The following is a 22,192-nucleotide window of genomic DNA, read 5'->3' on the forward strand; positions in this document are numbered from 1 at the left end:
CCGGTGCATGGACTTAGTAACGGGTAGAAAAACGATAGCCCGTGCCACGAACGGTCTGCACCATTTTATCATGGCCGCCAATCTCTAATACTTTACGTAAACGGCGAATATGAACATCAACAGTTCTATCTTCAACATAAACATTTGCTCCCCAAACATAATTAAGCAACTGTTCACGGCTATAGACTCGCTCAGGGTGAGTCATAAAGAAGTGCAGTAATTTAAATTCCGTCGGCCCCATATCCAGTGCTTTATCCCGGCTGATCACCCGATGGGACGTTGAATCCAAAACTAAACCATCCATTTCGATAATATCTTCCATGACCATCGGTGAAATACGCCGTAATACCGCTTTAACTCTGGCAACCAACTCTTTAGGAGAGAAAGGCTTAGTGATATAGTCATCTGCCCCAACTTCGAGGCCACGCACCCGATCTTCCTCTTCACCACGGGCAGTCAACATCATCACCGGAATATCGCGAATATTATTATTCCGTTTCATCTGCTTAATTATCTGCAAACCAGAACCACCGGGGAGCATCCAATCCAATAACACTAAATCAGGATAGGGTTCAGATAAACATGCCAACGCAGAATCATAATCCTCTGCTTCTACCGGCTGATACCCGTTTTTTTCCAGAACAAAACAGACCATCTCACGAATCGGAGCTTCATCTTCAACTACCAGAATGCGTCTTGCCATGATTAGTCCCGTTAATATATTGAGATATACCCGTTATCCTTCAAGTTGCCTCTTTGTTGGCTGCACTCGCTCACCCCGGTCACATAGTTTGCTATGTTCCCGGGGATTCACTCCCTTGCCGCCGCGATTCATCTTGAAATCCATAGGGTATAAACGTTACTTAGTTTGAAAAAGCATTATGCGTCAGTTTTATGACAAATTTATGAAATCCTGCCTTGGTTATCTTCTCTCTGCAATCGATTTCGCAATAATTAATTTAACAATTGCCATATTTCATAATGAATGCGAAGCCGCTCGTAGATATATTCACGAAATCAGATTTAAAAGCGACATCCAAAATATAACGATTATAATCGTGCTTCACTTTAACCAATGACGGCGAAAATATGCGTATTATTCACACTTCGGACTGGCATCTTGGCCAATATTTTTTTACAAAAAGCCGGGCTGCTGAACATCAACATTTTCTGCGCTGGCTGATTAAACAGATTGAACATTATCAGGTCGATGCATTAATTGTTGCCGGAGATATATTTGACACGGGTTCACCACCTAGCTATGCCCGTGAACTATATAATCGCTTTGTCGTTGAACTACAACCGACCGGTTGTCAGTTAATTAGCCTTGGTGGTAACCATGATTCAGTAGCAACATTAAATGAATCAAAAGAACTCCTTTCCTGCCTGAATACCACCGTTATTGCTCACGCAGAAAAAGATCAACAAAAACAGATAAAAATACTCACCACCAAACAAGGCAATGCCGGTGCAATTCTTTGTGCAGTCCCTTTTCTGCGGCCAAGAGATATTATGATCAGCCAGGCTGGTCAGTCAGGAGAACAAAAACAGCTCGTATTACAAGAAGCTATTGCAGAACATTATCATCGACTCTATCAGCAAGCGTGTGAATTACGTGATGAATTGAATTTACCCTTACCTATCATTGCTACCGGGCATCTGACGACCGTTGGCGCCACTGTTACAGATTCGGTGCGGGATATTTATATTGGTACATTGGATGCCTTCCCGGCGCAAGCTTTCCCGCCGGTAGACTATATTGCGCTTGGGCATATTCACCGGCCACAAATAGTGGCTAAATCTGAACACATTCGCTACAGCGGTTCCCCTATTCCTCTTAGTTTCGATGAAGTCGGGCAAGAGAAAAGTGTCTGTTTGGTGGAATTTACCCAAGACAAACTGGAATCCATCAAGCTTTTACCCATTCCGCAATATCAGCCCATGCAACTCATCAAGGGCAACCTGCAACACATTGAACAACAGTTGCAAACTTTTAATGACTATCAAGGAGAGCAACCCGTCTGGCTGGATATTGAAGTTGCAACCCAAGATTACCTCCATGATATCCAGAAAAGGATTCGATCAATGGTTGCCGAGCTTCCTGTCGAAATCATTCTGCTACGACGTAGTAAAACACAACAACAAAATAGGCTAGCACAAGAAAACAGGGAAACTCTGACAGAACTTAGCGTTAACGAGGTTTTTGCCCGACGGCTTGCACAATCAGCACTCGAAGATGAAGAACATAAAAAACGTCTGACCACCCTTTTCGAACAAACACTGAACGATATCTATCAGGCTAAAAACAAGGAGGAGCAGGCATGAAAATTTTGAGTCTACGGCTAAAAAACATTAATTCATTACAAGGTGAATGGAAAATTGATTTCACAGCAGAGCCGTTTGCCAGCAGTGGTTTGTTCGCCATAACCGGCCCGACCGGTGCGGGTAAAACCACCTTATTGGATGCGATCTGCCTTGCGCTTTATCACGAAACCCCACGCTTGACGATTTCTACCTCACAAAATGAGCTGATGACCCGACACACTGCGGAATCATTGGCTGAAGTAGAGTTTGAAGTGAAAGGTGTCGCTTACCGTGCTTTCTGGAGCCAACGGCGAGCGCGTAATCAACCCAATGGCAACCTGCAAGCCCCTAAAGTGGAACTCGCCCTTAGCAGCAGTGGTAAAATTCTGGCCGATAAAATCCAAGATAAGAAAGAAAAAATCATTGAAATTACTGGATTAGATTACGGCCGTTTCACCAAATCCATATTGCTATCCCAAGGAGATTTCGCGGCTTTCCTCAATGCTCAGCCAAACGAACGGGCTGATTTATTGGAAGAGTTAACCGGCACTGAAATTTACGGAATTTTATCCCAACAAATTTACCAACAACATAAACAAGCACAATCAGTGCTGGATATTCTGCAAGCCAAAGCATCTGCCATTGATTTGCTAACGGCAGAGCAACATCAACAATATCTGGAACAACAGCAACAACTCACCCATGCAGAATCACAACTCAATCAGCAGATAAAAACAGTGCAACATTCGGCGCAATGGCTGACACGTGAAGAAGAACTTGAGCAACTCGTCACTGAAAATAACGCTATCTTACAGCAGGCAGAAAAAGCGCTTACTCATGCAGAGCCGCAACTGCAAAAACTGGCTAACAGTGAACCCGCAGAAACACTGCGCCCATTGCTGGATGATAAAAACCGAACACAATATGAACATCAGAGAACCAGCAAACAGTTGGAAGAGATGCATCAGCAACTTCAACAACTGCAACAGACGCTCACACCGATACAGCAAAAGGTGGCTCATGCAGATTCTGCCAGAGCAGAGTATCAACAGCACCGGCAACAACAAGAAAAGCTGATAACAGAACAGGTGATTCCATTAGATCATCAAATTGCGGTACAGATTAAAGAGCTCAATCTTACTCAGCAACAAATCAACGAACAGAAAACGGTGCTTGAAAACCGTTGTCAACAATATGACACAGCAAATCAGCGCGCCTTATCATTCACCAATCAAAGAAAACAACTGGAAAACTATTTCGAACAACAACCTTATCATCAATATTTCGGTGAAAAACTGGCTTTTTGGCAACACCAATTCTCGTGGCGGCAAGAACATCAACAACAAATTGATCACCAAACACAAAAAGTAGGCAAGCTCACTGCCGAAATCACGCAACTTAGCAATAACCTGAACAAACAAGGGGAAGACTTAAAACAACAAATTGAAAATAACCAACCACTGGAACTGGCATTTGAACAGGCCAAGCAACAATTTTTTACTCTGCAAAAACAATATTCGCCAGAGAAATTAAAAAAACAATTAACTCAATATCAGGAACAGCTACCGCTGCAACATAAACTGGAGATCCTGTCGCCACAAATCTTACAATTACAAGCCGCTATTGCCAGTCATCATATTCGCTTACAACAACCGGAAAAATTATTAAAAGAATTTCCTGTTCAAATTGAATCCATCGATAAACAACTCTCAGACAAACAGCAACATTTATCCGATCTTACTCAACGTATTCAGTTAGAACAAAAGATTGTCAGTCTGGAAAAAGAGCGGACACAGCTCAAGGAAGGTTCTCCTTGCCCACTATGCGGCGCTGAACATCATCCTGCAATTCAGGCTTATCAAAATATTGAACTGCCAAAATCAGAACAACGGTTAAAAGATTTACGCCAGCAATTTGAAGCGCTGCAAGCCACCAAAATATCATTGGTTAATAAAAAAGAGTTCCAACAGCAAGAATACGACCATATTTTACAAGAAATTACTGATGCTGAACCACGATTGAATATATTAACGCAACAATGGCAGGAAACTTGCGCAATATTACAGACCGAAATTTCTCTTTCAGATAAACCCACTCTTGAACTATTTGTGCAACAAAACCAATCGGCTCATCGGCTTTGCCAAACTCAATTAACCGAATTTGAACTGGCAGAAAAAACGTACCAGAAAACAGAAAAAACAGTGACCGCTCATCAAGAATACGTTAAAGAAATTGAACGAAATATTGAACTGAGTAAGCATCAACACAATATACTGAAAAAACAGTTATCTGAATTGCAACCAGAGATACAACAACAGCAGCATAAACTAACTGATGTCATCGAAAAAATGACGTCAGAATTACAGCAATATAATTTATCCCTGCCAATGCTGAATGATACTGAAAACTGGCTGCAACAACGTAGAGAAGAGTGGCAGATATACCAAAACTGTCATGAAAACTGGCAACAGATCCAAAAAGAAGAAGCAGTCATTCAAAATCAAATTGAATCATTGCATAAACAGAAAGAAGAATATGTCTCCCATCTAAATAGGCTTAATCAAACAGCTCAACAACAGAAACAACAACTCGTAGAGATACAACAACAGCGCCAGCAACTATTTGGTGAACAATCCGTTACGGAAATCACTCAGGCATTACAACAACAATCTCAAAAACTGGAGGAAATGCACAAACAGGCATTGTCACATCTGCAACAGGCGCAATCCAGTATTAACCAACTGACCGGCGCCATTAATGAGACAGAAAAAAACTATAACCAGTCTGAGCAACAAAAACAGCAGGCAGAACAAAATTTCAATGCTGCATTAGCAAAAAGCCCATTTGCCGATCAGCATGCCGTTGAATCGGCGCTGTTATCGCAAGAGCAACGTAAGGAATTGCAACAACTCAAAGAACAGCTTGAACAACAGCAGATACAAGCCAACGCCCTATGCCAGAAAGCAGCAGAAATTCTGCAACAACATCGGAAAAATCGCCCTGAGTTACTTAATCAATATACAAAATCACAACTGACCGAACAGTTGGAAAACATTACTGATGAGCTAAAAAGAAACACCTTACAACAAGGAGAGCTGAAAAACCTGCTTGGTAATGATGCAATACGCCGTCAACAGCAAAAATCCTTATTGGAAGAGATCAGCCATTGCCGACAAAATTATGATGACTGGAGTTATCTTAATAACCTGATTGGTTCGGCTGATGGTGCTAAATTCCGTCGCTTTGCTCAAGGATTAACACTGGATCATTTGGTTCATCTCGCCAATCAACGGCTGAAAAAATTGCACGGACGCTACGATTTGCAACGTAAAAACAGTGATGGTCTTGAACTACAAGTGGTTGATACCTGGCAAGCCGATGCTATTCGTGATACCAAAACGCTTTCCGGGGGCGAAAGTTTTCTGGTCAGCCTCGCCCTGGCTTTAGCACTATCTGATTTAGTCAGCAATAAAACCTGTATTGATTCACTGTTCCTGGATGAAGGCTTTGGCACACTTGATCCAGAAACCCTTGATATTGCTCTTGATGCACTGGATCATTTAAATGCTTCCGGTAAAACCATAGGTGTTATCAGCCACATTGAAGCCATGAAAGAACGGATACCTGTACAGATTAAGGTTAAAAAAATTAATGGGCTTGGGATAAGTAAACTCTCACCTGAGTTTCGTTATGATCAACAATAGCGGAAAACAATAAATAAAAAGTATTTCCAAAGTGAACTGAATGCCGCCATTTTTTCCTTGAAAGAGTGCGCTCGCCAACATATACCCTATAGATTAATTTCACAGATAATAAGGAATATGCAATAGGAATAATAACTACTACAATAGAACGAGTATTTGTTTCCACAAACAACTCACCTAATCGCGCTCCCCATGTTATTAGGGTGTCATTTCGTCCTCTATAAAGTTGCTTGAGTATGACCGGTTTCAGCTTCGCCGGGCAAACGTAAAAGTCCCTCGTATAGCCATCATCCTGAATAAGAACAAAAATGCCGATCTTGAACATCGGCATTTTGCTGTAAAAGAGGAGAATAATTTAATGCTTTAACGCTTCAATTTTATCCCGGCTCAAACCGGTACTGGTGACAATAATGTCCAAACTCACGCCATGCCGTAACAAGGCACAAGCCGTTTCCAGTTTACCTTCTTCTCTACCTTCAACTCGGCCTTGTTCGCGCCCTTTTTGTTCAAGCTGTTCTGCAATAGTCATCAACATCGTTTCATGCTCCGGAGATTGTTCAATCAGTTGATGGACAAATTGTGAGAGATCCGGCGTATGTCCATTCAGTAAAATATAGCGTAACACCACATTGCGCTGCTCAGTTGTATTATACCCCGCATTCAAAAGTTTCACCAATTGAGGGACCCATTCCAGCATATCCCGGCAGCGGATGTGTTTTTGCACCAGCTCCATCAGGGCAACCCCTTTATGCGTCAGGATTTCTTCATCGCTGAGTACACTGACGTCCACCAACGGAAACTCCTGGCAGTATAAGCGGGCAGCCTGTTCAGGGAACGTAAAACAATCCAGCCACCGGTTTGAGTAAGGATAAGGACGAACCTCACCATGATAAAACAGCAAAGGCACCACCAAAGGGAGTTCAGTATGGCCTTTTTTCAGGTGGGCCGCCATAGCTGACATGGCATAACCCATCAACCGCCAGGCCATCAACGGGTCAGGAGTGGACTGATGCTCAATCAGGCAATAGATATAACCTTGTCCCCGAGCTGTTTCAACCGAGTACAGCACATCACTGTGCAGTTGACGTAAATGCCGGTCCACAAAACTGCCGGGTTCCAGTTTCAATGTGGCTAAGTCACACAACGACTGGACCTCTTCCGGCAGATAAAGGGATAAGAATTCCCTAGCCGTTTCAGGCTGCGTTAAAAAATATTTGAATAATCCGTCATGGTGAGGCCGTTTTTCTTTCTTTGCCACAATCTGTTTCTCTATTTATCTATTTATCTATTTATCTATTAGTCATCGCCACTTATTATAAAAGCTATAATATCTCTGGAAAACTCGCAATCAAGTTACAAAAAACATTTTCCCAGATTTTCTCAGGCAAGTCTTTACCGAATGCATTAATATAAGATGCCTAAAGAATCAAATACCAGCAAAGAAAAAACGAGGAAACATTATATTTACAACAACTACTCAATGAAAGTTATTGGTAGATTCACATAATAAGTGCAACATCGTTAATCCGGAAGTAAACATACTCGTATTCCCTTAAATCATTTTCTTGAGGGTTTTTATACCTATTTACCATAATAAATTATTTAATTACTTTATAAAAAAGTTTATTTTCCGATTGAAAACGTTATTAAAGCCAGTCCCTTTAAGAAAACAGATTGTCTGATTAATCTATACTCTATGGATTTCAAGATGCATCGCGACGGCAAGGGAGTGAATCCCCGGGAGCATAGATAACTATGTGACAGGGGTGAGCGAGTGCAGCCAACAAAGAGGCAACTTGAAAGATAACGGGTATATTTCTTTAATCATCTTTAATGATCTTAATCTGGTTAACCTGAAATTTTATCGGCTTTATTTAACGATTATCTCTGATTTCACATAAATTTCATTACATCCCTGTAAAATAAACTTAAAACCTGCTTTTCCTGATTTTTTCTCTTCCAATGATAATATAGCATCGAATTTTTTATCCTCTGAAAAATAACCTTAACCACTTCTTTTTATCTTTGATGATTAAAGTTTTTACCTGTTCTTTCATAATACGCTTGCCAATTTCTTCCAGATTTTAAAACTACACTGACAGATAATTAACGATTTAACGATTTAACGATTTAACGATTTAACGATTTAACGATTTAACGATTTAACGATTTAACGATTTAATTTTAATGGTTTAATAGATTAAAAGCCATGTAATAAGTCACTTACAACTATTTATAAACCTTAACCGCCCAACTAACTCACCGGCGGCTAAGGTTACTCATACAATTATCTATGTCTCTATTACTGTAAAAAATTCTCTCACTAAAATGAAAGTCCCAGTAGCCTGGGCAAAATCGAAAAAACACCGCGATATTACGACGGATTAATCCGCAGTAACCAGTTCCAGTATTTGCTGCCTCACATGCTCGAAAATGAGTTCGCCAATCTCCGCACTCGAACCGGATGTTTTAGAAAGAACGCCTCTCGTTGAAAATTCTTTTTTAATCGGTACTTGATAGATCCCAGCACGTGGAGGTTTATCGTGATCAGGTCGCTCCGCTCTCACTAAATCCGGGCGTAAATGCAACATTAAACTCGTTTCTGTTAACCCTGCATGCTCAGCATGCCAACCGGGAAAATCAACTAAATGTTCACGAGTCCAATCATCAGATACCAAACTCCACCAGCTAAATACGATAACGGAACGATCGTTAAAATGCCCTTCTGCCCGTAATGCATCTACTGCTTCGAAAATAAAACCTTCATTCTCAAAATGACCATTAATGATCACCAGTTGCTTAAAGGGTAGTGAACACAAGCTCTTAATGGTTCGGCTGATATAAGCGGTAAATGTTGATCCATCCAGGTAAACTGTGCCGGGAAATTCAAGCCCTCCACCACTCTGTGGCAATGATCTGGCAGACACCGGCTGTACCGGTAAGGTGAAACCATTAATATCCTCCGCCAACACGCGGGCAAAGGCTTCTGGGATCACGGAATCCACATTCAACGGCAGATGAGGCCCATGCTGTTCAATCCCGCCAATCGGCCATATCAATGTCTTACCTTCAACTGCGGTTAAAACCTGCTCACTGGTCAGTTCCGCAAACTCTCTAATTTTTTTATTATTCATGATGTTATCCCTTTTCCTCATCCTTTTTCTGACGTCATGACTTGCGTATATTCATGAACAATGCGCTGCAATGTTTTATACATATGCCGATGAAGCGCGGTATAAACCTGCACCGTATTCGCCCCTGCCAGTAGGTATTCATGAACATCATTACCATCCTGTACGCCTCCCGACCCAAGTATTGGAATCGTCACCCCTCGCTTACGCAGGTTATAAATAGCGGCAAGCACCATTGGTTTAATCCCCGGCCCAGAGTATCCGCAAACCCCATTAAGCAGCGCTTCACCATTCGCTGTGTCGAATGCAATTCCTGAAATGGTATCGCTCAAAGTTATCGCATCAGCCCCCCCTTCTACCGCAGCTTGAACACGCCCATACAAATTATCGCCAAGCGAGAGTTTGACCGCAAAAGGGGTGTTCGTTCGCTCCTTCACCGCTTTGGTGTAGTTGAATACTCGTTCTGGTGTATCTTCCGTGAAGTCGTCCGCATGCAAGCATGAAATGCCTAACTCCAAAGGGGCATCGGTCACTGCCGAAATACGAACAGCCAATGAAGCTAACGCCTCAGGTGATTCCGCATGGATAGAAACGATCACCGGAAGTTGTTCTTCCTTAAATTCACGGAGAAGTGTTAACCAATATTCAACGGTTTTCTTCGAATATGTCGTATTGTTCAGCATCCCTGTACTGAATAAATAGGTCTTTTCTGTATGCAATTTTTCCGAGCGCGGATAAATCGTTTTTGTCACAACCGCCCCTGCGCCGTGAGCGATAAACTGGCGAATATTTTTAGCTTGATCAGAAAGCAGACCCGACCCAACAATAATTGGGTTTTTTATCTTCATTCCTAAAACATCATAGGTTGGTTCAATAACTCGATTTTCCATCGTCACTCCACAAATTACCCATTCAAGCAAACTCGCTATTAACCCGCCTTTCCATTCAATAGAAAGGCGGTATATCCTCAAAAAGGTGATCAATAGCTACTCAACTGCAAAATTCCTGAAAATCTCGCCAATCTGTCCCGGATTTTGACGGAAATCGTGAATATCCAATTTCGACACATTGCAAATATGCTCTAATCCCTTTAACAAATGACTACCACCATTCACAATCGGTAGTTGAGTGATCAACAAGACGGGCCGTTTCAGAGCAGAGGCCCAACCAAGTTCAATATGTGTACCGTCAGTACGCAGTAATTCATCACCTTGATGAACCGGAAGAATCGGCATGAAAAAATCACACTGCTGCATCCATTGGAAATCCCGTTTCGATACCATATCTGGCGTATAACTAGGTGTATCAATGCCAAATTTCTCAGTCAAATGCGCCGAAAATACATTACCATTCAATGCCTTCACCGTCTTAATCGCCAGTTGGATAGTCGTTCTCAATTCCTCATGAAAACCGTTATCACAAATTGCAAATTGAATCGGCCCACCAACGAAAACACTTTTATTTGCCAACGGCATAACGTTCCCCTTAATTTTCATTACTCAACAGACTATGAGCCGTCGTTTCAGAACATCGAACTCAGCACAGCCAGAGGATAGGATGCTTAATCATTCAATAAGTTATTGCTCACAACAGGCCAGTTTGATCTAGCTATATCGAGGAAGCAGGTTGTTTTCCTCAAGTTCATCCAAACTATCCACAAATGCCAAATAAACTTTTTCCAGATGAGTGTCATCATGCGCATCAGAGATAAACCAGCAACGCCATTCCCAAATATAAACCCCTCTCATCAATAGGTTGTAGTAAAGCAAATCCATGTTGTCGCGATGCATTAATCTAAAAAATGAGGAAAATGATCTTGCCTCGATAGGAACCCGACGGCTTAAGAACAGTTGGTTCAAACGTGAAACAAACGATTCAGTACGCTGAGTCAGTACCTTGGTAAAAGTTTCCCCTCTCCTCTTGATCTCTTGCAAAGTGGCTTTCGCAGCAGTCATGCAAAGCGGATGTTGAAAATAGGTCCCACCAAAGAATGTCGGCTCCGCTGCGGGGAAACTATCATCGTTGAAATTCCAGTTTCCACCGTCAATCGAATCAAGCATCTTCTTCCTACCCGTAATGACGCCCAGTGGCATCCCACCCCCTATCGTTTTGCCATAGATCACAATATCTGCCTCAATACCGAATAACCCCTGGATACCCGCTGGATGAGATCTGAAACCTGTCACGATTTCGTCAAATATCAACAGAATATCTAACTCCCTGGTCACTCGACGCAAATGTCGCAAATAATCTGGATTGCTCAATCCTGGGTCACGCGTTGGTACAGGTTCTACCAGCACCGCAGCGATATCGGTTCTATTGGTTTTGAGAAACTCAATCGCCTCATTGGAACCAAACCCAAACACCGAAACATCAGCAACCATATTTTCAGGTATGCCCACCGAAACGGGTTTTGTCGCATTAGCTTCATCATAGTCACCCGCTCTAGCCAGTACGGCATCCCAATGCCCGTGGTAACTGCTAGAAAAGAGCACAATATGATTACGGCGAGTGAGCGCCCGTGCTGCCCGAACCGCATTCATCACCGCTTCTGTTCCACTATTGACGAAAGCAACGCGATCCATGCCGGTAATCTCTTTGATAAGTTCAGCCACCTCTAAGCCTATCTCATGCCGAGTTCCCAAACCAAAACTGTTGTCTATTTGTTGAGTGAGCGCTTTAACTACAAAGGGTGGGCTATGGCCAAACAAATGCGCACCAAACCCCATCGTCATATCAATGTAATCATTACCATCAATATCCTTGACAACAGGTCCGGCAAATTTGGTGCAGACAATCGGGTAAAGTAGCTCTTTTATCGAGAGTTTAAAGCCAATTCCAGAACGGCTATCGGCAATATTTTTACGTACCGCTACCGAATGAATTTTTGATTTAATCGTTCGCTCGTTATATTTAGATATAAATGAAGCCAGATACTTTTTTCTCTCCTCAGATTCAATCGATGGTGCACTTCTCAACATCCATTGGAAAAAGCGTTCTTTATTAATCGGTGGAATATCTGACGTATCGGATTGTTCAGACCTTTTTTCCTGATCAGACAAGACGGGTTGAGTAACCGAATGGTTATCTTCCACAACCCTGTTTTTACCCACCATCAAGATATATTCACTGAGTTGACGAACTGTTTGTAATTCTGCGAAAAATTGCCGCACTGAAAGTTTTACACCAAATTGTTTATGGATGGGCTCTAATGCTTCGAATAACAAGAGTGATTCCGCCCCCAATTCAACCAGCGGTATTTCTAGTTTTATCTCTTCTTTCGATAAACCAAATGTCTCTGCAAAAATAGTGATTATTTCTCTCTGAATAATTTCAATATTACTCATATCAACCTCACTTTCCTCAAAATGAAGACGATCTCTACCGTTTTTACAGCTCAGATTGCCGTTCTTTCAAATGGATAAGTTGGCAGCGGGAGCCATTTACGATATTCGCTCTGGTAAAAAATATCCCAATTGATACTTCCCCCGGCCTGCCAGACAGAGGCAGGCGAAATATACATCTCTTGCAGTTTACTCAATTGAGGGGTCACCACTGTCGAACAGATCAATATCCGGCAAACGCGAATCGACAGGTAACATAGGCGCGGGTCTCAACGAACTGATATCTGTCAATTGCCCCGCTTCAATCAAGCCGTTTAATGCTCTTCTATCAATTTTGTTGTGAGCATTACGCGGCAATTCATCCGCCAGCATCATCCTACTGGGCAACATGTAGATGGGGAGATAAGCCTTGAGATGATCACGAATAGCGGACTCTTCGGGAAGGTTATCCTTATTGACAGGGACGAATATTGCGACTAAACGATCGAGTCCTTCGTAAGATTCAACGATAACAGCGGCGTCCGCAATAGCATGATGACGATTGAGGCAATCCTCAATCTCAGCAATCTCAATTCGAGAACCAGAGACTTTTACTTGGTCATCTACACGGCCACAAAAATGAATTCGTTCCCCATCCCAATAGGCTAAATCACCGGTTTTATACATACGTCTATGATGAATATAGGGATCAGCAGTGAAACACTGAGTAGTCAACTGTTCATCAGGCGCTGTGACAAGCGCTTCAACCACCAGCTCAAAGCGCTCTGCAAATATCTGAAGACCTGAATGTGAGAAAAAATGTTTATCCGCTTTAAACTCACATCTTAAGTGGGAACCGGCATCCACAAATAGCAGTTCAATATCAATCTGGCCTTCCTGCTGACAAACCCTGAATGGGGAAATAGTCCGTCCCGCCCATGATACCTGAACAGAATCGCCAGCCATCTCCAGCGCCACCCAACGCGACTGCTCTACATGCCCTAGCATATTCACCATTGCCTGAAACAATGGGTTACGACCATCATTTCGTTCCGCAGCCAGGTGTTCGACCATTTGGCTGAGACAAAAATTTCGATTATCAAGGGCCGATAACAATCGCTCCTTCGCTGCTAATAGAAAGTGGTGAAATGTCTGATCGACGGATAAACGTATGGGTAATACATTAAACAAACAGCCGATAATGTGCCGATGAACCGAGTGACGCATCGACACCGGCACCCCCATAACGATATCAGCAGTTTTTGTCTCTCTGGCGATGTAAGCACTCCATGCGGCCAACATGACTGTAAAGACCGATCCACCTATTTTTGAAGCAAGCCGCTTGATTTTTTTGGTTGTCTCTTCACCAATACTAAACAGAACGGATGACTTGTCATTAGCGCCTTTGCGCCAAAAACTATCCCATTGCAATACGTCTGGCGGCTGCTTTAAACATTCACTCCAATAAGCTTTCGATTCCTCCGCCGCTTCACTTTGGTAATACTTCCGTTCTTTGACAGCATAATCCTTAAAATCCTCAGCGGGCGGTAACCAGGAATCGTCATCTTCGCCAAGTCCAGCCAGATAATAGTGTTCAAGTTGATCCAACATCAGCCCCAGTGAAGTAAAATCCGACACAATATGGTGAACACACATATGTAAAACGTATTCTTCCGCGCTGACAACGTAGATACCGAAACGCAGACACGACAATTTTTCTAATTGAAAAGGGATGGAATGAAAGTTCTGAACGGCATCTTCAAGCGCCTTCTGGCTCAAGTTCGTTGCATCGAAAACCTCCAATGCCGGCGGCAAGTGTTCATTAATGACCAACTTTGGTTCGCCATTCACATTAACGAAAGTGCTTCTCAAGGTGGCATTCTTGGCAACGAGCTGGTTAGCCGCATAGCGAAAAGCATCGATTTGAAACGATCCGTGAATACGGAATGCCATGGAAATATTATATTTGGAATCGCCAGGGGTATCATTGTCAATGAACCATAAAGCGCTTTGCTGCATGGACAGCAATTCTTCATCACCAATCTGTGGGCAATCTTTATACATAACGTGTCAAGCTCCATAAATACTTAAACAGTATCCCCACCCTCTGGCTAAGCCAGCCTCGTTACGGAGTCAGCTCTTCTATCACTATTTCAGTTATCGCCTGACGTTGCTCTTCATGGGAAAATTTCTCAGGCGTGATCATAACCTCATCACTTTGTGCATTTACATGATAAGCGGGGCATCTTCAACAACGCTTGCCAGATGGTAGATCCCTCTAAAGAGTGGTCAGTTCTATCTGGCATTCAACTCCCTTCTCCTCAATCAATTCCAGATTCTCCGATCATTTCCAACCAAAGTTCCATCAAACGAGGTGGTAAAATCTGTAGATGACAATCTGGCCTGGAAGAAATAGTGACCTCCATCGTATCGGCATAGATCTCTATATCCATGCTCAATGGTATCTCTTGCGCATCTTCATCGGGTTTCCCAATACCCCACAAAATGAGGACTGACCCACAACAGCATATTCAGGCTACCCTTCCCAAAAACAGCCGCTAGCGCCTTTTACGATTTGCCGATGTTGTTCATACAATTCAGCACAAAATTGCTCATAATTTGTGGCATTTTCAAGCGCAAGGGGCTGACCATTCACTGACATTCTGTATGCCTTTGAAAGATCTCGCCATAAGATCCTGCTGGAAATACCGTCACAGACCAGATGATTGAATATCAATACCAATCTTTGATCACGGGCACAATTGCCATCAAACAAGCAATAACGCAATAACGGCGGATTTGCCAAATTCATGGCAGCCCTAACCTCAGCAATGTAGTTTGATATTAAGCGTCGGCGATCACATGGACTATCGGTTTGCTCTCTAACTTCAAAAACCTGATGCAATAATTCACGGCCAGGCGGCACGAAATCCATCTTCATATTCATCCCGCTACCAACAAACCGTGCTCTCAGAACAGAATACTTATGCAATAGATATTCAATCGCTACCTTAAGATGTGCCGGTGCCAATCGCTCCAAGGGCATTAATACTTCACCGACACACAACTGATCAACGCTCAGCGAATATCGCAAATCATATAATTGCCCTAATTGAACACGCATAATATTCACCTTTCCATTGCAAGCCCTGCGGGCAGAAACGAAATTAAAACGTTATGCAGACTCAATACTCTTCTGCATACAAATTAGTCGAATAACACAGCGTTTACTTTTGACTACCAGAGAAAGCGAACATGCAGAGTAAAAAAACGGGAATTGATAGCCCGGCTACCCACATGGAATGATAATTAGCGTCATTTATTCAGGTATTAAAAACACAGTGACGATTTTAAAAGTAGCAATAAAAAAATAAACCTCCACGAATCAATCCAGATATTTGAGCTGGACCAAAATAATTAATACATTATTACTATCAAATAAGTAATTTGGTTAATGTTTTGTTTTAACCATACCCTCACTTTACGGCTTTTATGAACTCTTCTACATATATACCCGTTATCTTTCAAGTTGCTTCTTTGTTGGCTGCACTCGCTCACCCCGGTCACATCGTTATCTATGCTCCCGGGGATTCACTCCCTTGCCGTCGCGATGCATCTTGAAATCCATAGGGTATAGATAGAGAAAAGAGGCCGCCCAGAATACTGGGTCGAGGAACTTACCCGACTAGCCGCCAGTGTGTTGGGTCAGGGAACCAGTAAAAATGCGGTTCCCTTATTCAACCATTAATTTCCTATTAAGAAACGACTGGTACAATCAACCCTGCTCACCGATTTCACTGACGATGAATCGCAGCATGAGATGTATTACTCAGTGAGGAGCGGCGGAAATTGAACCATACCAACACCGCCATCATCAGAAGAAACAGGGACGCAGCACCCATCACAGAAAAAACAGCATCATCAAATGCTGACTTAGCAAGGCTGACCAAAGCCTGCCCCGCATCCGGCGCCATCTCTTTTGCCGCAATCAATGCGCCATCAATACCATCTTTAGCCACATCGTAGATAGGAGAATCCACTGGAATTTCAATGAAATAGCTATAGATAAATGACATAATGCTACCCATGATCGCAATGCCCAATCCCCCACCCAATTCATAGGAAACTTCTTCAACGGACGCCGCCATCCCTGCCCGATTAGGCGGTGCTGCCTGCATGATAGTACTGGATGCCGCAGTCATTGTTGCTCCAAGACATGTCCCGAGCGCAAAAAAGCAAACTATCTGCAAAGGTAGCGGCGCTGAAAAACTCGCCATGAGCGCCAGTATGGCAATGGCATACATCAACAACGAGGTTATAAGGAAGCGTGCACTCCCTAAGCGAGGAAGAACCCAACCACTCACAGGACTTGCAACAATCGCACCCAATGAAAAAGGCAGAAAATAGAGCCCGGATTGCAAAGGCGTTAATGATAATACCAGTTGCAAACGCTGGCTTAACACCAGATTAAGGCCCATCAAACAGGCGGAAGCCACCAGCCCGGCGATAACCGCAGATGAGAAGGCCGGGCTTTTGAACAGGTCAAAATCAATCAACGGATGCACACTGCGTTTTTGCCGTCGAATGAACAACGTCAGAAAACCTATCGTCAGAGTGGAAGTTATCAATATTCCAATATAAGAAGGCTCCCGTTTGGCAAATTCTTTGATGGCATAGGCGAAGCTTATCAAGACAACCATGATCTGCAATGAGCCAATAAGATCCCACGGGTGAGACGAATCTGTTTTCGCTGTTGGGACAAACAACCACGACAGAATGAGTGTCAAAATCACCAGAGGAACGTTGATCAGAAACACTGATCCCCACCAAAAATATTCAAGCAATACGCCGCCAATCAGGGGACCTATTGCCGCGCCGCCAGAAGCAACCGCTGTCCAAATCCCAATGGCAAATGATTTCTCATCTTCATCTTCGAATGTCAAAGCGATAATCGACAGTGTGGCAGGCATCATGATTGCCGCCCCAACCCCTAATAATGCCCGAGAAACCACCAACATTTCTGGCGAATAGGAGTAGGCCGCTATCAAGGATGAGAAGCCAAAGATGATGAGACCATAAACAAACAACCGTTTATGCCCGATGCGATCTCCCAAGGTACCCGCGCCTAGCAACAACCCAGAGACGACAAGAGGATAGATATTCACTATCCATAACTTTTCCGTTGTATTCGCCCCCAAACTGTGGGTCAGACTCGGTAACGCGGTATATAACACGGTCATATCGATAGCAACCAGCGATAACGCGACTGAAACAGCAGTGAGCACCCACCATTTTTTTATCGTATTCATTTCATTCATTTTTACTGCCTATGTCATCTCCAGGAAATCTGGCGTCATTTAGACGCAATAACTATCATATTCTTGCAATAAATTGTTAACGTTAACGCTAAGAGTGATATCACGTTTCAACTTTTTGTTTAATTCCGTTTCCGTTACCCCCTGAATAGTGCCTTGCCCAACGAGCTTCTCCACTCGACTACGTGACAATGCGAGCTTTTTGGTCAAGATTGAGATCAACCTGATAGGAATGGGATATTCAAGCTGTATTGTGATCTCTGCCGCTGGAATTTGAGCGATGTCCTGAAGCTTTTTACCTTCGATGATAAAGTCAGGAGCAGTGCCGAGTTCAGCTCTATTTTTTGCCAATACGCGGTAATCAAATGCATACCGTCGTATTTCATCTTGATCATTATGCAAAAACCGTTCATACAAATTGCTTTCCAATTTGTTGACATGAATCCTGGAAAAAATATCAATATTCCAGGTGTAATCACATTTCTCACATTTATAGATACTCCACACATCTAAGACTTTTTTCTGCGCATTAACCCTAAAAGTGCCGGCTGGATAAAACTCCTTTTTTACTTCACAGCCAGGGCAACGTTTCAAAATGGCCTGATAGCCTACGGGCCTTACTAACCAGATAACATTTCTATTTGTCATGATAGATCCACGTTTAAATTGGTCAAGTTAGCTACGGCTAAATTGGTCAATTTCAGATCTGATTTTGATGGCATTCTATAACATCAGATCTTGAAACCCTTTATCAATTCGTTGCTTAGGTGACAGAAGACAGAAGACAGAAGACAGAAGACAGAAGACAGAAGACAGAAGACAGAAGACAGAAGACAGAAGACAGAAGACAGAAGACAGAAGAGCTTGACGTGAATTGCTATAAGCCTGCAAGCAATATTTTTTCTGGGCAGTTTTCTGCATCAGACGCCGTTTATTTCGGGATATCATCGCCATTATATACCCTATGGATTTCAAGATGCATCGCGACGGCAAGGGAACGAATCCCCGGGAGCATAGATAACGATGTAACCGGGGTGAGTGAGTGCAGCCAACAAAGAGGCAACTTGAAAGATGACGGGTATAGACGATTAAGAGAAGGCAAACCTGACCCACGTTACCGCAGGTCAGGCACATCACGGTGATTTTCCTTTATAGAAAGGAGAACCATCACAACTCACGCTTTGGACAATCAATCACGTCGAAATTTTTGCTGTAGCAAATGTATAATTCATCACGATTGATCTGAATGGTTTTTCCCTTTAACGATGGGTTATTTTTCTGGAGGAATTTAATTAACTGCTCATTAGATGGGCGATCACTCGGCAATACCAATCCATCAAACAGTTCTTGCTGTTTACTGAAAAATTGATCTGGCGTTGTAAACGCGCAAACACCATGTTTTTCCCACTCACTTTGTAACAAATCTGCCCCTGGAGAAGCGCACAGATAAGGTTTAATCACCTGATAATCCAGTGGCGGCAAATCCCCTTTGCAAAGACGTGGATGTTTTCTGACATCAGACCAATCACGGCACTGCGCCATTGATTTACTATCACAGGTTTGCGCCCACAAGCCGTGAATCACCCAACTAAATTTGTTTTTGGAGAAACATTGCAATTCAAACTTTTCATATTCACGCTGCGCTTCAGCAAGTTTGTTACTCTTTTTCAGGCGCTCAATATTCTTTGCTTTGCCCTTACAAAATGCAGGAGAATAACTAATAGCCAGTTTGAAGTAATCTGTCGATGCGGTTGCGTTCTGACCATAACGATCACCTTTAGCAACATAGTCATAATCTTTCGGCGGAGTAGCCGGTAAGATACAAGATGCCCCCTCTTCCAATGTTGATAGAGACGCCAACGAGTCAGTCACTTCTGGTTGCTTCGCACAACCCACAATCAGTAAAACGAATATTGCTGATAATAAATTAAAAAAACGCATCTTCATTCCTTTATGGGAAATTATTTCCCTGTTGATGGTAAACAAACAAAAACCTGCCCAAATTAGGGCAGGCGACTATTAAAATTATTTTTTTTCAGTCAGATCAATTTGATACACCGCAAAACCGATCTCATCATTTTCCAAATATTTCACTGGATATTGAGAAAATGCTTTGATGAATTTCGCCGCTTTCTCACTTGGAGACGTTTCGAAACGGATATCCAATTTCTTGTCAGTTTTGATTGGCATAATCGACCAGTTATTCTCTGCTTTGGTCGTTACTATCCCTTTCTGTTTAGACATTTTGACAATGTAAGCCGCCAAAATAGCGCGGTTCTCATCCGGTGAAGCGAATGCGATGTGATCTTCACCTGTGCCAGCAAATTTACCGCCATAGGCGCGGTAATTATTGGTAGCAATGAGAAATTTAGCGTGAGGATCGATCGGTTTACCTTGGTAAGTCAGCTCTTTGATACGATTCGCCCCTTGATGGATGATCTGGCAATCAACGTCGTATTTAGCAGGTTGAGTCAGATCAATCTTATAATTCACGCCACTTATCATGTCGAAGTTATAAGTACGGAAGCCGCTCCAATTCAACAGATACTGCGGCTGAGTTGAATTTGGATCAATCTGGTTATACATGCCGGCCGAACACTCCAACCATTCAATCACATCAGCACCGGTGACTTTCACAACAGCCAGTGTATTGGAATAGAGATACAAATCTGCTGCGTTACGAAAGGTTAAATCACCTTTTTCAACTTCAACAAACTCTGCGGGTGCATTTTTACGCCCGCCAACTTTGAATGGTGCCGCAGCGGCCAGAACAGGAATATCCGCTAAATCGGGATCACCTTGAATAAAATGCCGCGTGTAATCGGCTTGTGCATCATTCACAATCTGCACTGTCGGGTCACTTTGAATCAAAGCCAAATAGCTATACATATTGGCAGACGCTTTGCCAATCAATTTACCGACAAAACCCCGCGTTCCCTGATGAGCTTGCCCAATAATTTTCGCCAATTCACTATCACGCTCAACCAGTGCCTTTTTATTCACTTTGTCATAAATCGGGCGCGCTTCCGCTTTGGCTTCCGTCACTTTCCAGGCCCCACCCTCGTTGTCGATAACCATATCAACAACACCTAAATGATCACCCCATTGGCCGGGCATAACAGCCGGAATACCGTTAACCGTACCTTTGGCAACATCAACGCCTTTAATATCGGCAAATTCTTTGCTTGGAAACACACCGTGTGAGTGACCAAACATAATCGCATCAATACCTTTAACTTCACTCAAGTAATAAACCGAGTTCTCAGCCATTGCCTTATAAGGCTCCTTGGAAAAACCGGAATGAGGAATAGCAATAATCAAATCTGCCCCCGCTTTTTTCATTTGAGGAACAAATTTTTTCGCGGTTTCAGTGATATCGTTAACGACAACTTTCCCATCCAGATTGACCTTATCCCAGATAACAATCTGTGGCGGTACAAAACCGATATAGCCAATCTTGATGGTATGATTTTTACCCTCCCGGTCTTTTACTGGCGCATCAACAATAATATAGGGGGTGAAATAGTTCTTACCGGTTTTCGCATCCATGATGTTGGCATTGATATAAGGGAACTTCGCACCGGCAATGGCTTTTTTCAGATAATCCAAACCAAAGTTAAACTCGTGGTTACCAAAGTTACCCACGGTATAACCCATTGTATTCATTAACTGATGTGCTGGATGAGATTCCCCTTTTTTAAGACCTTTTGCGGCCACGTAATCAGCCAGTGGGCTACCTTGAATCAAATCACCGTTATCGACCAGAATGGTGTTAGAGGCTTCTGCTTTGGCAGCTTTAACTAAACTCGCTGTGCGTACCAAACCAAATTGTTCTGTAGGTTTATCTTTAAAGTAATCAAAATCAATCAGATTACTGTGAACATCAGATGTTTCCATTACCCGCAAATCAACTGTTGCAGCATGGACATTACATGCGACCAATAAGGTTAATGTGGAGACTTTCAACACATTGTTAACCATTTCACACCTCTTTTTTAGGTAGTTTTGGAGGATTCAAAATTAGCTCTCCTACTATCACTGTCAACTTACAAATACAGATGAGCGTCACCTATCTTTTATTTTCATAAGCTGGATTGTCGCTGTACACATCATCATATGCCGTTTCAACGAACAAACGCAGGCTATTGTACTGAGAAACTGCAAAACGTTTATCTCAATCCACAAGATAAATCTGTTTTTTTATAGTTAGGGTCTTTTCATTTCTATCACGCCAAGAGTTACCCGCAAGCGTACCACTTTGCCAAGATCTCACTCCTCCCATAACATTAACACGGTTTAAGTTAAGTTAAGTAAGAATAAAATATCTATACCCGTCATCTTTCAAGTTGCCTCTTTGTTGGCTGCACTCACTCACCCCGGTCACATAGTTACCTATGCTCCCGGGGATTCGCTTC

19 protein-coding genes are annotated in these 22,192 nt (G+C 42.7%); 4 read left to right on the forward strand and 15 right to left on the reverse strand.

The window, feature by feature from the left end:
- Positions 1–13 precede the first annotated feature (13 nt).
- Positions 14–703 (reverse strand): phosphate regulon transcriptional regulator PhoB, encoded by a 690-nt coding sequence (phoB, locus tag AACQ38_RS01180; protein WP_165577210.1) that lies wholly within the window; start codon positions 701–703, stop codon positions 14–16.
- 386 nt (positions 704–1,089) lie between these two features.
- Here phoB and sbcD point away from each other — a divergent pair, with 386 nt between their 5' ends.
- On the forward strand, positions 1,090–2,325 hold the full coding sequence (gene sbcD / locus AACQ38_RS01185; protein ID WP_011148047.1) for an exonuclease subunit SbcD: 1,236 nt from the start codon (positions 1,090–1,092) through the stop codon (positions 2,323–2,325).
- Positions 2,322–6,008, forward strand: coding sequence for an AAA family ATPase (locus AACQ38_RS01190; protein WP_165577211.1), 3,687 nt, complete (start codon positions 2,322–2,324; stop codon positions 6,006–6,008). The genes sbcD and AACQ38_RS01190 overlap by 4 nt, the downstream gene beginning before the upstream one ends.
- 355 nt (positions 6,009–6,363) lie before the next feature.
- On the opposite strand, the gene AACQ38_RS01195 is transcribed toward AACQ38_RS01190, so the two are convergent.
- Entirely contained in the window at positions 6,364–7,266 is a 903-nt protein-coding gene (locus AACQ38_RS01195; protein WP_165577212.1) for an Rpn family recombination-promoting nuclease/putative transposase, read from the reverse strand.
- Positions 7,267–7,765: 499 nt separating this feature from the next.
- Here AACQ38_RS01195 and AACQ38_RS01200 point away from each other — a divergent pair, with 499 nt between their 5' ends.
- On the forward strand, positions 7,766–7,909 hold the full coding sequence (locus AACQ38_RS01200) for a hypothetical protein (protein WP_158538102.1): 144 nt from the start codon (positions 7,766–7,768) through the stop codon (positions 7,907–7,909).
- Between the two features lie 483 nt (positions 7,910–8,392).
- Here AACQ38_RS01200 and AACQ38_RS01205 read toward each other — a convergent pair whose 3' ends face one another.
- The 11 genes from AACQ38_RS01205 to AACQ38_RS01255 all read right to left on the reverse strand — a co-directional run bounded on the left by AACQ38_RS01205 (position 8,393) and on the right by AACQ38_RS01255 (position 18,425).
- The gene (locus AACQ38_RS01205) at positions 8,393–9,142 is read right to left on the reverse strand and encodes a creatininase family protein (protein ID WP_041380331.1); all 750 of its coding nucleotides are present in this window, start codon (positions 9,140–9,142) and stop codon (positions 8,393–8,395) included.
- A gap of 17 nt (positions 9,143–9,159) precedes the next feature.
- Positions 9,160–10,029 (reverse strand): dihydroorotate dehydrogenase, encoded by an 870-nt coding sequence (locus AACQ38_RS01210; protein ID WP_058589532.1) that lies wholly within the window; start codon positions 10,027–10,029, stop codon positions 9,160–9,162.
- Positions 10,030–10,125: 96 nt separating this feature from the next.
- A complete protein-coding gene (locus AACQ38_RS01215; RefSeq protein ID WP_011148053.1) occupies positions 10,126–10,614 on the reverse strand; it encodes a hypothetical protein in 489 nt (162 codons plus the stop codon).
- Between the two features lie 129 nt (positions 10,615–10,743).
- Positions 10,744–12,486, reverse strand: a complete 1,743-nt coding sequence (locus AACQ38_RS01220) for an aminotransferase class III-fold pyridoxal phosphate-dependent enzyme (protein WP_165577213.1) — start codon at positions 12,484–12,486, stop codon at positions 10,744–10,746.
- A 50-nt stretch (positions 12,487–12,536) separates the two neighbouring features.
- Positions 12,537–12,680, reverse strand: coding sequence for a hypothetical protein (locus AACQ38_RS01225; protein WP_157866907.1), 144 nt, complete (start codon positions 12,678–12,680; stop codon positions 12,537–12,539).
- A complete protein-coding gene (locus tag AACQ38_RS01230; protein WP_165577214.1) occupies positions 12,673–14,526 on the reverse strand; it encodes a condensation domain-containing protein in 1,854 nt (617 codons plus the stop codon). The genes AACQ38_RS01225 and AACQ38_RS01230 overlap by 8 nt, the downstream gene beginning before the upstream one ends.
- Positions 14,527–14,783: 257 nt before the next feature.
- Positions 14,784–14,915 carry a hypothetical protein gene (locus AACQ38_RS01235; protein WP_255562346.1) on the reverse strand — a complete coding sequence of 44 codons (132 nt, stop codon included), beginning with the start codon at positions 14,913–14,915 and terminating at the stop codon, positions 14,784–14,786.
- A gap of 83 nt (positions 14,916–14,998) precedes the next feature.
- A complete protein-coding gene (locus tag AACQ38_RS01240) occupies positions 14,999–15,586 on the reverse strand; it encodes a condensation domain-containing protein (RefSeq protein WP_165577215.1) in 588 nt (195 codons plus the stop codon).
- Positions 15,587–15,879: 293 nt separating this feature from the next.
- The gene (locus tag AACQ38_RS01245; RefSeq protein WP_165577216.1) at positions 15,880–16,029 is read right to left on the reverse strand and encodes a hypothetical protein; all 150 of its coding nucleotides are present in this window, start codon (positions 16,027–16,029) and stop codon (positions 15,880–15,882) included.
- Between the two features lie 227 nt (positions 16,030–16,256).
- Positions 16,257–17,771, reverse strand: coding sequence for an MFS transporter (locus AACQ38_RS01250; RefSeq protein ID WP_113024695.1), 1,515 nt, complete (start codon positions 17,769–17,771; stop codon positions 16,257–16,259).
- Positions 17,772–17,819: 48 nt separating this feature from the next.
- A complete protein-coding gene (locus tag AACQ38_RS01255; protein ID WP_165577217.1) occupies positions 17,820–18,425 on the reverse strand; it encodes a DUF1062 domain-containing protein in 606 nt (201 codons plus the stop codon).
- A gap of 119 nt (positions 18,426–18,544) precedes the next feature.
- On the opposite strand from AACQ38_RS01255, the gene AACQ38_RS01260 reads away from it, so the two are divergent.
- Positions 18,545–18,919, forward strand: coding sequence for a hypothetical protein (locus AACQ38_RS01260; protein WP_165577110.1), 375 nt, complete (start codon positions 18,545–18,547; stop codon positions 18,917–18,919).
- A gap of 25 nt (positions 18,920–18,944) precedes the next feature.
- Here AACQ38_RS01260 and AACQ38_RS01265 read toward each other — a convergent pair whose 3' ends face one another.
- Positions 18,945–19,718, reverse strand: coding sequence for a ribonuclease T2 family protein (locus tag AACQ38_RS01265; RefSeq protein ID WP_165577218.1), 774 nt, complete (start codon positions 19,716–19,718; stop codon positions 18,945–18,947).
- A gap of 84 nt (positions 19,719–19,802) precedes the next feature.
- Complete coding sequence (locus AACQ38_RS01270) at positions 19,803–21,758, reverse strand: bifunctional 2',3'-cyclic-nucleotide 2'-phosphodiesterase/3'-nucleotidase (RefSeq protein WP_165577219.1); 1,956 nt, start codon at positions 21,756–21,758, stop codon at positions 19,803–19,805.
- Positions 21,759–22,192: the final 434 nt, after the last annotated feature.

Origin of the sequence: Photorhabdus sp. RW14-46 (genome assembly GCF_963887965.1) — a bacterium.
GTDB lineage: Bacteria > Pseudomonadota > Gammaproteobacteria > Enterobacterales > Enterobacteriaceae > Photorhabdus > Photorhabdus laumondii.

Bases quoted from the DNA above. Each gene is read 5' to 3' on its own strand.
- phoB (WP_165577210.1), bottom strand. From the start codon at position 703: ATGGCAAGACGCATTCTGGTAGTTGAAGATGAAGCTCCGATTCGTGAG.
- sbcD (WP_011148047.1), top strand. From the start codon at position 1,090: ATGCGTATTATTCACACTTCGGACTGGCATCTTGGCCAATATTTTTTT.
- AACQ38_RS01190 (WP_165577211.1), top strand. From the start codon at position 2,322: ATGAAAATTTTGAGTCTACGGCTAAAAAACATTAATTCATTACAAGGT.
- AACQ38_RS01205 (WP_041380331.1), bottom strand. From the start codon at position 9,142: ATGAATAATAAAAAAATTAGAGAGTTTGCGGAACTGACCAGTGAGCAG.
- AACQ38_RS01210 (WP_058589532.1), bottom strand. From the start codon at position 10,029: ATGGAAAATCGAGTTATTGAACCAACCTATGATGTTTTAGGAATGAAG.
- AACQ38_RS01215 (WP_011148053.1), bottom strand. From the start codon at position 10,614: ATGCCGTTGGCAAATAAAAGTGTTTTCGTTGGTGGGCCGATTCAATTT.
- AACQ38_RS01220 (WP_165577213.1), bottom strand. From the start codon at position 12,486: ATGAGTAATATTGAAATTATTCAGAGAGAAATAATCACTATTTTTGCA.
- AACQ38_RS01230 (WP_165577214.1), bottom strand. From the start codon at position 14,526: ATGTATAAAGATTGCCCACAGATTGGTGATGAAGAATTGCTGTCCATG.
- AACQ38_RS01235 (WP_255562346.1), bottom strand. From the start codon at position 14,915: ATGGATATAGAGATCTATGCCGATACGATGGAGGTCACTATTTCTTCC.
- AACQ38_RS01240 (WP_165577215.1), bottom strand. From the start codon at position 15,586: ATGCGTGTTCAATTAGGGCAATTATATGATTTGCGATATTCGCTGAGC.
- AACQ38_RS01250 (WP_113024695.1), bottom strand. From the start codon at position 17,771: ATGAATACGATAAAAAAATGGTGGGTGCTCACTGCTGTTTCAGTCGCG.
- AACQ38_RS01255 (WP_165577217.1), bottom strand. From the start codon at position 18,425: ATGACAAATAGAAATGTTATCTGGTTAGTAAGGCCCGTAGGCTATCAG.
- AACQ38_RS01265 (WP_165577218.1), bottom strand. From the start codon at position 19,718: ATGCGTTTTTTTAATTTATTATCAGCAATATTCGTTTTACTGATTGTG.
- AACQ38_RS01270 (WP_165577219.1), bottom strand. From the start codon at position 21,758: ATGGTTAACAATGTGTTGAAAGTCTCCACATTAACCTTATTGGTCGCA.